Origin of the sequence: Lutibacter oricola (assembly GCF_900106565.1) — a bacterium.
GTDB lineage: Bacteria > Bacteroidota > Bacteroidia > Flavobacteriales > Flavobacteriaceae > Lutibacter > Lutibacter oricola.
In genome coordinates, this window is sequence record NZ_FNNJ01000001.1 from 454,945 (window position 1) to 467,655 (window position 12,711).

At 30.6% G+C, this 12,711-nt stretch carries 9 protein-coding genes; 5 read left to right on the plus strand and 4 right to left on the minus strand.

The features are described 5' to 3' along the window. Positions 1 to 3 precede the first annotated feature (3 nt). Positions 4 to 2,094 carry a gliding motility protein RemB gene (locus BLU40_RS01965; protein WP_090119189.1) on the plus strand — a complete coding sequence of 697 codons (2,091 nt, stop codon included), beginning with the start codon at positions 4 to 6 and terminating at the stop codon, positions 2,092 to 2,094. Between the two features lie 98 nt (positions 2,095 to 2,192). Here the strand turns inward: BLU40_RS01965 and BLU40_RS01970 are convergent, their stop codons facing one another. The 3 genes from BLU40_RS01970 to hypA all read right to left on the minus strand — a co-directional run bounded on the left by BLU40_RS01970 (position 2,193) and on the right by hypA (position 3,737). After that, positions 2,193 to 2,453, minus strand: coding sequence for a HypC/HybG/HupF family hydrogenase formation chaperone (locus BLU40_RS01970; protein ID WP_090119191.1), 261 nt, complete (start codon positions 2,451 to 2,453; stop codon positions 2,193 to 2,195). A 108-nt stretch (positions 2,454 to 2,561) separates the two neighbouring features. Next, positions 2,562 to 3,383 (minus strand): hydrogenase nickel incorporation protein HypB, encoded by an 822-nt coding sequence (gene hypB, locus BLU40_RS01975; RefSeq protein WP_090119193.1) that lies wholly within the window; start codon positions 3,381 to 3,383, stop codon positions 2,562 to 2,564. A 12-nt stretch (positions 3,384 to 3,395) separates the two neighbouring features. Then, complete coding sequence (hypA, locus tag BLU40_RS01980) at positions 3,396 to 3,737, minus strand: hydrogenase maturation nickel metallochaperone HypA (RefSeq protein ID WP_090119195.1); 342 nt, start codon at positions 3,735 to 3,737, stop codon at positions 3,396 to 3,398. Positions 3,738 to 4,079: 342 nt separating this feature from the next. Here hypA and hypF point away from each other — a divergent pair, with 342 nt between their 5' ends. The 3 genes from hypF to hypE all read left to right on the plus strand — a co-directional run bounded on the left by hypF (position 4,080) and on the right by hypE (position 8,560). Further along, positions 4,080 to 6,326, plus strand: a complete 2,247-nt coding sequence (hypF, locus tag BLU40_RS01985; protein ID WP_090119197.1) for a carbamoyltransferase HypF — start codon at positions 4,080 to 4,082, stop codon at positions 6,324 to 6,326. A 116-nt stretch (positions 6,327 to 6,442) separates the two neighbouring features. Next, positions 6,443 to 7,531, plus strand: a complete 1,089-nt coding sequence (hypD, locus tag BLU40_RS01990) for a hydrogenase formation protein HypD (RefSeq protein ID WP_090119200.1) — start codon at positions 6,443 to 6,445, stop codon at positions 7,529 to 7,531. Positions 7,532 to 7,534: 3 nt separating this feature from the next. Beyond that, positions 7,535 to 8,560, plus strand: a complete 1,026-nt coding sequence (gene hypE / locus BLU40_RS01995; protein WP_090119202.1) for a hydrogenase expression/formation protein HypE — start codon at positions 7,535 to 7,537, stop codon at positions 8,558 to 8,560. Positions 8,561 to 8,569: 9 nt separating this feature from the next. Here the strand turns inward: hypE and BLU40_RS02000 are convergent, their stop codons facing one another. Continuing rightward, positions 8,570 to 10,030: a hypothetical protein gene (locus BLU40_RS02000; protein WP_090119204.1), complete on the minus strand. Its 1,461-nt coding sequence runs from the start codon at positions 10,028 to 10,030 to the stop codon at positions 8,570 to 8,572. A 392-nt stretch (positions 10,031 to 10,422) separates the two neighbouring features. On the opposite strand from BLU40_RS02000, the gene BLU40_RS02005 reads away from it, so the two are divergent. Beyond that, positions 10,423 to 12,690, plus strand: a complete 2,268-nt coding sequence (locus BLU40_RS02005; RefSeq protein WP_175454728.1) for an alpha-L-fucosidase — start codon at positions 10,423 to 10,425, stop codon at positions 12,688 to 12,690. Positions 12,691 to 12,711: the final 21 nt, after the last annotated feature.

The window sequence follows — 12,711 nt, forward strand, 5'->3', positions numbered from 1 at the left end:
TTTATGAAAAAAGGTCTTTTTACGCTTTTAATGTTGGTGTTTTCAATTTCATTAGTTGCGCAAGTCGAAAAACATCCCGTTTTTAATGAATGTGAAGAAGTTCAGATTTCTGATTTGGAAGCTTGTTTTAATAATCAAGTTAAGCAACTAGTTACAAACAAAATTAATATTCCACAACAATTAAAAGACGAAGGTTTTTCTGATACAATAAACATTGTTTTTTTGGTAACTGCCAATGGAAAATTCAAATCGTTGTATGTTAATTCTCCTTATAAAGAGTTGAAGCAGGAAGTTGAAAGAGTATTTGAAAATTTTCCAACCATAAAACCAGCAAGTTTTAATAACCATCCAGTTGAAATGCAATTTGTATTTCCGTTAAAAATTCCTTTAACAGAAGTTGAGCCTTTTGTTGCTTCAGAAAAAGATGAAGTAATTGTTACAGTTGAAAAGAAAAAAGAATCTATTAAGTTAGAAGATGAAGTTAAATTGGTTGATGCTTCAAAAAAACTATTGTTTCCAGAACATACAAGTAAACTTTCTATTCCATTTACTCACGCCGAGTACTCTGTTTACGATAGGTATTTAGATCAGGCTGATAACTCACATACTTCGGTTAAACCTTATGTTTACGAAGAGATAAATAAGTATTATAATTTAACTGAAGCTAAATCTAAATTTATAAAAGATAAACAGTCTTGGTTTGGTAGAAAATTATGGAATGAGCATTTGGTAAATGTGCAAGGAAACGATTTTTGGTTTACTGTAGATGCAGGAATTGATGTGCAAGCAGGTAGAGATAGTGAAGATGTTAATACGTTTAACAACACGCGTTCGGTTCATATAAATGGAGGAATTGCAAAAAACGTAAACTTTTCAGCAAGCTTTTTCGAAAGTCAAGGACGATTTGCAAACTATGTAAATAATTATGCAGAATCTATTAGGCCAGATGGAGGAAATCCAGCCATAATTCCAGGACGTGGAACAGCAAAAGATATTTATACCGATGCTTATGATTATCCAGTTTCTGATGCTTATGTTTCATATTCGCCAAGTAAACATTTCAATTTTAATTTAGGTTACGGTAAAAATTTTATAGGAGATGGTTATAGATCATTATTCTTGTCAGATGCAGCTTCTCCATACACATATTTTAAAATGACAACCAAGTTTTGGAAATTCAATTACACTAATATTTGGATGTCTCTACAAGATGTGCGACCTGAATTAGTTGTAGATGGAGCACATAAAACAAAATATTTGGCAATGCATTATTTAAGTTGGAATGTAACTAAAAAGTTAAATTTAGGCTTTTTTGAAGCTGTGCTTTGGGATAATGTAAACGATAGAGGTTTTGATGTAAATTATTTAAATCCATTAATTTTTTATAATTCTGTAGAGTTTTCAACTGGTTCTAGAGCAGGTAATTCACTTATTGGTTTAAGTGGAAAATATAAGTGGAGTAAAAACATTTCATTATACGGTCAGTTGTTGTTAGATGAATTAAAACCTTCAGAATTAACTAGTAGTGAAGGTTGGTGGGCAAATAAATATGGTATTCAATTGGGCGCAAAATATTATAATGCATTTGGTGTTGAAAATCTTTATTTACAAGGAGAATACAATCAGGTAAAGCCATATACCTATTCTCACGATGAAGAAAATTATAATTTTGGTCATTACAATCAACCATTAGCACATTTATGGGGCGGAAATTTTAGAGAAGCTATCGGAATTGCCCGTTATACAAAAGATCGTTGGTATGCAAATGCTAAATTATTAGTTGGTAAAAAAGGATTCGATTTTAATAATGGAACAGATACCTTTAGTTATGGAGGAAACGTATTTGCAGACAATGATAACCGATTATCAGACTATGGTAACGAGATTGGACAAGGAAATACAGCCAATATTTTTATAGGCGATTTACAAGTAGGTTACTTAATTAATCCATCAATTAACCTAAAGCTATTTGGAGGCGTAAATTACAGAAGTTTTAGCCCGATTGAGCCAACAAATGCATTTAGCAATTCAAACTCTACTTGGATTACTTTTGGTTTAAAAACCGACTTATTTAATTGGTATTTCGATTATTAATTAAATTGTCATTGCGAATGTAGCGAAGCGGAATGTGGCAATCTCACGCAAAGATTCGTTATTTCAATCATTCAGAAAGACAACAAAACACAAAATAGTTATTTATCCTCTCCATCTTCCAACTCGTGGAGTTCATCCAATTGTTTGAGAAGTTCAAAAGTTTTTTTGGCTTCCTCTTCATCAATAGTAGAAATTGCAGCACCTACATGTACCAATACATAATCTCCAATAGATGCTTCAGGAACTAGGGTTAAGCTAACCTCTTTTAATATTCCGTCGAACGAGACTTTTCCAGTTCTAAAAACCTCATCTAATTCACTAGTTATTTCAACTAATTTTCCTGGAATTGATAAACACATAACTCTTAATATTGTTTTGGGCGTTCCCTTTCAGGTCGCGCTTTCCGTTATATCTTTTTTTTCGTTACACTTCAAAAAAGGATGTCACTTCAATCGCTAACGCAAAATTTATACTTGGTCTTTTAACCATTTATACCACGCATCCATTCCATCACCATTTGTTGCAGAAATTTCAAAAAACGCTAAATTAGGATTTACTTGTAAAGCATAATTCTTCAATTTATCCATATCAATATTTACATAAGGTAGTAAATCTATTTTATTAATTATGCAAATATCAGCTGTATGAAACATATCAGGATACTTAATAGGCTTATCTTCACCTTCAGTAGTACTAATAATTACAACACGTTTGTTTTCGCCTAAATCAAACATAGATGGGCAAACTAGATTCCCTACGTTTTCAATCATTAAAATTGAATCGTTTTTCATCTCTAATTTTTTCACTGCATCATAAACCATATCGCTTTCTAAATGACAGCCTTTTCCGGTATTAATTTGAACCACAGGAATATTTAAAGCATCAATTCTATTAGCATCATTTAAAGTTTGTTGATCGCCTTCAATAACATAAAACGGAATTTCTTCTTTTAAATCAGTAAGTGTTTTTTCTAGAATCGAAGTTTTCCCACTACCAGGAGAACTCACTAAATTTAATGCAAACACATTTTTAGCTTCGAAATAACCGCGATTTCTAGCAGCCAAAATATCGTTGTTTTGAAGTACATCTTTTTCAACTTCAATTACACGTTGTTTGTGGCTATGTGAGTGATCGTGGTCATGAGAATGGTCATGACTATGATCGTGATGATGGTGATGATCATCGTGGTGATGATGGTCGTGATCGTGATTATGAGAATGAGTATGTTCTCCTGGTTTTAAAATTGTTGGACCGTTTCCGTCGGTTCCACATCCGCAAGTTCCACACATAATTTTAAGTTTTTAAAAGACTTCTAATGTTTTAACCCTTAATTCTTTTCCTTGTAAAATACTTTTAAAATTACTACTACACTTTGGGCAAACATCGAAAATGTTTTCCATTTCAAATTCTGTATTACAATCTTTACATTTCCCTTTTCCTGAAATTTTTAGGATTTTTAAATTTGCTTTTTCCAATATTGAATCTTTTACAGCTGAAGACCAAACAAATTCTAAAGAATCTACTTCAACACCTGAAAGAACACCAACTTCTAATTCAATTTTAGTTACTTTATTAGCGTTAGCTTTTGTAGTTTCGTTTTCAGTAATACGAACAATGTCCATTGCAATTGAAAGTTCGTGCATATCAGTAATTTAGTTGTATAAAGTTACGGATTTTTATAATATATAAACACTTTTATTTTGCTAATTTATAGTGGTGTTTATATAAAATATATTAAGATAATTTAATCTTATTTAAACTAATTATAAATTAAGTTTTGCTTGATATTGTGTTGATTAAATGTGTAAATTTAATGGTTATTTCGAATAAAATAATGGAATAATATTTATCAGCCCAAAGATTATAGAAAATTCATTTAACCACAAAAGTTAAATGAATTTTCTTTTTAAGAAGGTTTTGAATATGTAAGTGTTTTTATTTAAAAAAGTTGTAAATTTAAGTTGAAATTGAAAGCTGATAATTAAATGATTAAAACCTACAAAATTTTAGTTTCTGGTCAAGTTCAAGGTGTAGGTTTTCGTCCTTATGTTTATACAATAGCAATAGAATTTCAATTAAAAGGAACTGTTTCTAATAATGAAATTGGTGTTGTTGTTTTTGTTTCTGGGGAAGAGAAAAATATTCAGCAGTTTTATCAAAAACTAATCAATTTTCCGCCTCCCGTTTCTAAAATTCAAGATAGCTCAATTGATGAAATTGAATTTCAAAATTTTGATGATTTCAAGATTATTCCTTCAGAAAAAGGAGGTAAATTAAATTTACCGCTAACTCCAGATTTTGCAATATGTGAAGATTGTGTAGAAGAAATAAAGGACGCTTCAAACCGAAGAGTTGACTACGCATTTACAACTTGTGTTAATTGTGGCCCGCGTTGGTCAATTACACAAACTTTTCCTTTTGAAAGAATCAATACTAGTATTGATAACTTTCCAATGTGTGAGGATTGTTTAGAAGAATATACAAATCCTGCTAATAGAAGATTTCATTCCCAAACTAATTCTTGTAATAAATGTGGGATTCAGCTGAAATTAGTTGATAATTTAGGCGAAGAAGTTTATTTTGAAAATATATTTAAGACCATTTCAAATTTACTTTTAGAAGGTAAAATTATTGCGATTAAAAACACAAGTGGTTATTTGCTGTGTTGTAATGCTGAAGATAAAAATGTTGTTCAAAAATTAAGAGCAAAAAAGAACAGGCCAAACAAACCATTTGCCGTTTTATATCCTTCGTTAGAACAATTGAAAAATGAAGTTGTTTTAAACGCAAAACAAATAAAGTCTTTAACTTCAGCAGAAAGGCCAATAAATATTATTTTATTAAAAAATTATAGCGGTAAAGTTGCTTTGCAAAGTGTTGCGCCAAATTTAAATCAAATTGGTGTTATGTTGCCTTATACTGGAATTTTGCAATTATTGGCCAATGAATTAGATTTTCCAATTGTTGCAACTAGTGGAAATATGCACGGTTCGCCAATTATTTCTGAAAACACTGAAGCACTAGAAAAACTAAAAGATGTAGCTGATTATTTTTTACAACACAATTTAAAAATTGAACATCCTCAAGACGATTCGGTATTAAAATTTAGTAATAAATTTCATCAAGAAGTTTTATTCAGACGATCACGTGGTTTTGCTCCAAATTATTTGAATATTTCTGTAAATTCTAAAGAGAAAATATTGGCAATGGGAGCGCATTTGAAAAGTGCAATTTCATTTTTCCCGAATGAAAATTTATATGTGAGTCAGTATCTAGGAAATCTCGACAATTTTGATGTTTACAATCGATTTACTGAAACAACAGAAGGTTTCATTCAGTTGTTCGAGCAAAAACCTGAAGTTATTTTGGTAGATAAACATCCGTTGTATCAAAGCACGCAATTCGGAAAAGAATTAGCTTATAAATACAATGCTAAATTGATTGAAATTCAACATCATAAAGCTCATTTAGTTTCAATTTTAGGAGAATACAATTTGTGGAATGAAAGAGTTTTAGGAGTTGTTTTTGATGGAACAGGTTATGGAGATGATACTAATATTTGGGGTGGAGAATTTTTCGAATATGAAAACAAAAAATTAGAACGAATTGGACAAGTTGAGTATTTTGATTGGCTGTTAGGTGATAAAATGTCTAAAGAGCCAAGAGTTTCATTATTTGCTTTAGCTTCAGAAGAAATGAAACCTATTTTAGAAGAGAAATTTTCACCTTCAGAAATTAAAAATTACACCTATTTAAAATCTCAAAACAAACTAAAAACTTCTTCGGTTGGAAGATTGTTTGATGCGGTTGCTTCATTATTAAATATAACCGATTTTAATTCATATGAAGGTGAAGCAGCCATTTTGTTAGAGAATTCAATTTTGGATTATAATCTAGAGAATTGTAAATCGTATTGTGAAGTTAATTTAAAAGGATTTTCAGCAAAAGAAATCATTCAAAATATTTATAAAGACATAGAAGAAGGAGAAAATAAAGACCAAATAATAGCTAATTTTTTGTTTACATTGGTAAAATCAATAATTGTTTTTTCAAAAGAAAAAGGATTCGATAAAATTGTGTTAAGTGGTGGAGTTTTTCAAAATACAACTTTAGTAGATATGTTATTGGAATTAGTACCTGATGAAATAAAATTGTATTTTCATAAAGAATTATCACCTAATGATGAGAACATTTCATTTGGTCAGTTAATGTATTATTTGAATATAAAATGAAATTAAAAAGTAAAGTTTTCGTCAACCTGAACTTGTTTCAGGTTCACATAATAATAGGTGAGCAGTTTGATGAGATTCTGAATCAAGTTCAGAATGACGATAATAATTAAGAAAAAATGAAGTACTTAAGCGAATATAGAAACCTCGAAGCAACTAAAAAGTTGTTAGATGAATTGCATAAAATTACCACAAAACCTTGGAATGTTATGGAGATTTGTGGTGGGCAAACGCACGGTTTGGTTAAGAATGGAATTTTAGAATTATTACCAGAAAATGTGAGAATGATTCACGGTCCCGGCTGTCCGGTTTGTGTAACTCCATTAAACTTAATTGATAAAGCTGTTGAGTTATTAGAACAAGGTGTAATTGTTTGTTCGTTTGGGGATATGATTCGTGTGCCAGGGAGTAAAAAAAGCTTGTTAGAAGCCAAAGCTGAAGGTGGAGATTTGCGAGTATTGTATTCGCCAATTGAGGCAGTTAAAATTGCCAAAGAAAACCCTGATAAAGAAGTCGTTTTTTTTGCTGTAGGATTTGAAACTACCGCTCCGGCAAATGCACTTTCTGTTTTACACGCAGAAAAAGAAGGAATTGAAAATTATTCAATTTTAGTTTCTCACGTATTGGTTCCACCTGCAATGGAAGCTATTTTAGATGATGAATTGTGTACTATCGATGCGTTTTTGGGAGCTGGACATGTATGTGCCATTATGGGAATTCAAGAATATGTTCCGTTGGTTGAAAAGTATAAAATTCCAATAGTGATAACAGGTTTTGAGCCGTTAGACTTAGTTCAAGGGATATATATGGCCGTGAAACAATTGGAAGAAGGTAAACAAGAATTAGAAAATCAATATGCAAGAGCAGTTAAAGAAGAAGGAAATGCTTCAGCAATTAAAGTGATTCAAACTGTTTTTGAAGTTGGAGCAAGAGAATGGCGTGGAATTGGTGAAATTCCAAACAGCGGTTATGTAATTAAAGAAGCATATAAAAAATACGACGCTGAAACCAAGTTTGGTATTGGAAATATTAAAGTCCCTGAAAATTCGAAATGTATTGCTGGTGAAATCTTAAGAGGAATTAAAAAACCAATAGATTGCAGTGAGTTTGGTAAAACTTGTAAGCCATCAAATCCGTTGGGCGCACCAATGGTTTCTTCAGAAGGAGCGTGTGCTGCTTATTATCATTTTTCAAATAATACAATTTAAAGTATGAGTATAGAAAATTTAGGTTTTGAAACCATTAATTTAGGACATGGAAGTGGAGGAGAATTAACGCGTGATTTGTTAGATAAAATTATATTTAAAACATTTAGCAACCCGTATTTGGATCAAAAGCACGATGGTTCTATTGTACAAATTGATGGAAAAATGGCAATTTCAACCGATAGTTTTGTAATTACTCCAATCTTTTTTAAAGGCGGAAATATTGGCGAATTAGCTGTTCACGGAACCGTTAATGATGTGGCAATGTGTGGAGCAATTCCAAAATATTTATCTCTGGCTTTTATTGTTGAAGAAGGAATGCAAGTTTCAGAATTTGTGAAAGTTGTAGAGTCTATAAAAAAAGCAGCTGACGAAAGTGGTGTTTTAATAATTACCGGAGATACTAAAGTTGTTGAAAGAGGGAAAGGAGATAAAATTTTCATCAATACAACTGGCTTTGGAGCAATGCACCCTAAAGCAAATATTTCTGTTCAAAATATAAAAGAAGGCGATGCAATTTTGGTTAATGGTTTTATTGCTCAGCACGGAATGGCAATTATGAGTGAGCGTGAAGGGTTAGAATTTGAATCTACAATCGAAAGTGATTCAACTAATTTAAACTATTTGGTGAATGATTTATTGGATGAATTTGGTGATAAAATTAAACTGTTTAGAGATCCCACACGTGGAGGTTTAGGAACTGTTTTACACGAACTAGCAAATGATGTTTCGGTTGGTGTGGATTTAAGAGAAATTGATATTCCGTTAGAAAAACAAGTTGCTGCAGCTTGTGAAATGTTAGGGTTGGACCCAATGTATGTTGCTAACGAAGGTGTGTTTTTAACCGTTGTGGATGCAAGTATAAAAGATGAAGTTTTAGCGTTGATGCAAAATGATACCAAAGGAAAAAATGCAGCAATTATTGGTGAAATAACTTTAGAGCATCCAAACAAAGTAGTTATGCAAAGTTTAATTGGTGGAAAACGAATTGTGAGCCCGTTAGTTGGTGAGCAATTACCTAGAATTTGTTAGATTATATATTTAAAGTTTACTTAAATGATTACTTAAACTTTCGTTACGTTTAAGTCCTATTTTTTTGCGAATTCTTGATCTAGCAACGTGTACACTGTTTAGTGAAATTCCAAGTAAATGAGACATTTCTTTACTATCAAAATTCAACTTTATTAGTGCGCAATGCTTTAAATCTGTTGAAGTTAATTCAGGATACAATTCATTTAAGAGTTTGTAAAATGTTGAGTTTGTTTGCGTAAAACGCAAATGAAAATCATTCCAAATTTTCTTATTACTATGTTTGTATTTACTGTTTAAAACTTTAAACTTTTCAGGATCATTTATTTTTAAAGTATCTAACAACTCAATAACAGCATGTTCTTTTTCAATAAGTTGTAAAGCATTTGTAGTTAACTCCTTATTTTTAATTTCTAAAATAGATTCATTTTTTTGTTTTTCAAGGTTTCTTTGATGTTTTAACCTCTTCATTCTATATATAAGTCTAAAAGCAATAAAACCAATTATTACGAGAAGTATTAAAATTCCAATTATTAATTTTAACCGAAACTTAGCTTTATTATTTGAAGCAATTAGATTGTTTTGCGCAACAATTTGAATCTCTTTTTCTATTAAATCTTCCTTGTATTTATTCTTAATTTCAAACAAAACCTTATTTTGTTTACTTTGAGTATTGTACAAACTATCTGAAATTACCTTAGCTTCTTTAAGACTTGAAAAAGCAAGTTTATGATTGTTTTTTATTAAATATGCATCAGCTAATTTTTCAAGAATAATAGGTTTAAGTTTTAAATTTGATTGAAAAGAATCAATAGATTTAATAGATTTCTTATAATAGTAAATCGCGCTATCACTTTGTTTTAGCTTAGATTTTAATTCAGCCAAAAAATAATAAATGGAAGACTGAAAACCCAATTTTCGATTTTCGAAAAACGGTGCTAAATTGGTAAAATATTCCTTCGCTTTTGGATAATTTCCTTGCTTAGTATAAATAAAACCATAATGGGCATCAACAAAATGTAATCTCTTTTGAGAATTATTTATTATATAACAAGAATCAAGATACTGTAATGCTTTTTTATAGGATTTCATTTCAATATATCTAACTGCAACATCTAAATAACTAGAAATTATTGAATCATTACTTTTTAATTTAGTTTTGATATTATGAACAGAAAGATTGTGTGCCATTTTTGTGTGTTGAAGGGCTATACTATCCTTTTCATAAATTCCATATAAAATCCCAAGTAGACTATGAATTTCAATAGAAGATTTTTTATTCGAAATTTGATTGGTTATTGGAAGAACATCAAACAATAGATCAAAAGCAATTGTAAAATTACCACGACGCATTTCAATATCTGATAGGTTCGTTGTACACCTCAAATAATTAATAGTATCTCCTTTTTCAATAAAATACTTTGCCCCTTTTTTAAAATACTCATAAGCATCATTGGTATTTAATTGAATCATTTTAAACCGATTCTTTAAATAATTTTCTTTGGAATAAATACTATCTTCTTTTGATTGCCCAATTACACTTGTAATAAATAACAGGAACAGAGAAATGAAGAATAAATATTTTTTAATGAGATACATGACCGTTTTAAGAATCGATTGGTTTTCAATTCAAATATCCGAAAAATATAGTTTGTATTTTATATGAAACATTAAAAGTTAAGTTTAAATATAGTTTGTTTTCAGGGTTGAATTAAAATAGTTAGTAGCTTTGAAACACTGAAAAACAGATATTTAATTTAAATTTCAAATACTTATTTTATTACACAACCATTTCAATAAAATAAAGTGTACAATTCAATATTTAATCTATTATGACTTACAATAATCTTTTAAAAAATAACATAATGAAGAAAATACTATATTTTATAACCATTGCTTTAGTGTTTGTGGTAGGATGTTCTAAGCCTCAACCCCAACCAAAATTTAAACCTACTGTAGCATCACTTCAAGAGTATGAAACACCAAAATGGTTTAACGATGCCAAATTTGGAATATGGGTATGTTGGAATGCTTATACAGTTCCTGCTGTAGGAGATTGGTATGCTCGAAACATGTATATTGAAGGACATCCACATTACAAATATCATCTTGAAAATTTTGGGCATCCATCAGAGTTTGGCTATAAAGATATTATTCAAAAATGGGATGGAGAGGAATTTAACGCAGAGGAATTAGTTGATTTGTTTGTTGAAGTTGGCGCCAAATATATTGTAGGAATGGCAAATCATCATGATAATTTTGATTTATGGAATTCAAAACACCATTCTTGGAATTCATTAAACTATGGACCTAAGCGAGATATCATGGGCGAATTTCAAAAAGCAGTTAGAAAATATGAAAATCAAGGAATTAGATGGGGAGTAACCAGTCATGTTGAACGTGCATCTTGTTGGTTTCAAACAAATAAAGGAACAGATGAAAATGGCAAATATGCAGGTATTCCGTATGATGGAAATAATAAAAAGTATGAGGAATTATACCTTCCTCCAGACCCAAATGGTGATGTAAAACCAACACAGCCATCTAATGCGCCTGATTATTGGAAAAAAAATTGGTTGGCGCGTTGCAAGGATTTATTTGATAATTATGACCCTGATTTTTTCTATGTAGATGGTGGAGTTCCCTTCCCCGGAGATGATAAAGGTGAAACAGGATTAGAAATGATTTCATATTTATACAATCAAAGTATGGATAGACATAATGGAGAAAATCAATCCGTGATGTGCATAAAAGATTGGTATAAAAAAGCTCCTAAAGGTGAATGGGGTTATTATTGGGATGGAATTGCTACATTAAACTTAGAACGTGCTCGGCTTCCACAAATAAGAAAAAAACCTTGGCAAACCGACACCTCAATTGGAGATTGGACTTACGTTAAAAATGGAAAGTACCGTTCAACAAAAGAAATTATTCATGAGCTTATTGATATTGTTTCAAAAAATGGAAACATGTTGTTGAATGTAAGTCCTATGGCTAATGGAAAATTAGATAATAAAGCATTTGGTCTTTTAAATGAAATTGGAGCCTGGATGAAGATAAATGGTGAGTCTATTTATGGAACTAAACCTTGGTTAACAAGTGGTGTTGGAGATTATAGAATTGTTAAAAAAGGAAATGATTTATTGTATTTAAGCATATTGAATGTTCCTGAAAGCAATAAAATTTCTATACCATATATTGCTCCACAAAATGGAAAATCATTAGAAATAACCTCAATTTCAATTTTAGGTAATGAACATAAAAAAGTTAAATGGAAATCTGATGGAAATGGGCTACACATTCAGTTACCAGAAAAAATCGAATTTAAACATGCATTAGTAATTAAAATTAAGGCAGAGCATTTTGAAAATTATGATGAAACTCCAATTCTAAAACTATTTGATCGTAAAGAGGAATTAACACAATGGTGGAAAAATCAAACTATAACCAAAACTAATTCTGGATACACAACCGTAACTTGTGATGCTAAAAATAATTCTTGGGCAATTAAAACAGATAACTCTTTAGTGGAAATAAAAGATGGTAATGAAATTGATTTAGGAATTAAAGCTCAAGATGTTGGCGCAAATGCAAGCGGTATTGTTTATGTTGATTTAAACGGAAGTGTTTTTATTCATACGAATCACCATTTACAATGGGTAGATTTTCCAACAGGTATAAAGCGAATTACCCATAAAAGTAAAGATGGTAAAATCTGGTTGAAATTACCAGGCTTAAAAGCAAAGCGTTGTGACATTACTCAAACTGGTACCGTATGGGTTACAGACCAAAATGGCATTATAAATTATTATGACGACTTATTATGGAAACCACTAGATAAAAAAGCTGAAGATATAGCCTGTGGAGGAGATTGGATTAGCCCAGTTGCAGCAATAAGTAACGGACAATTAGAACGATTTGATGGAACTCACTGGACTAACTTAGGTGGTTATGATTTAAAAGCCCTAGATATTTCTATTGAAAATGAAGTATTAGTAACCCTAAACAAAAAAGGAAATGTAACGCTCTTTGATAAAATGGGCTCTATTGAAATTGATAAAAATGAAGCCTATATGGATGTAAGCTGTGGCTCAAAAAAAGGTACACCTATGGTTTTAATTGGTATAAAATAAATGTAATTACTAAAAAGAAGA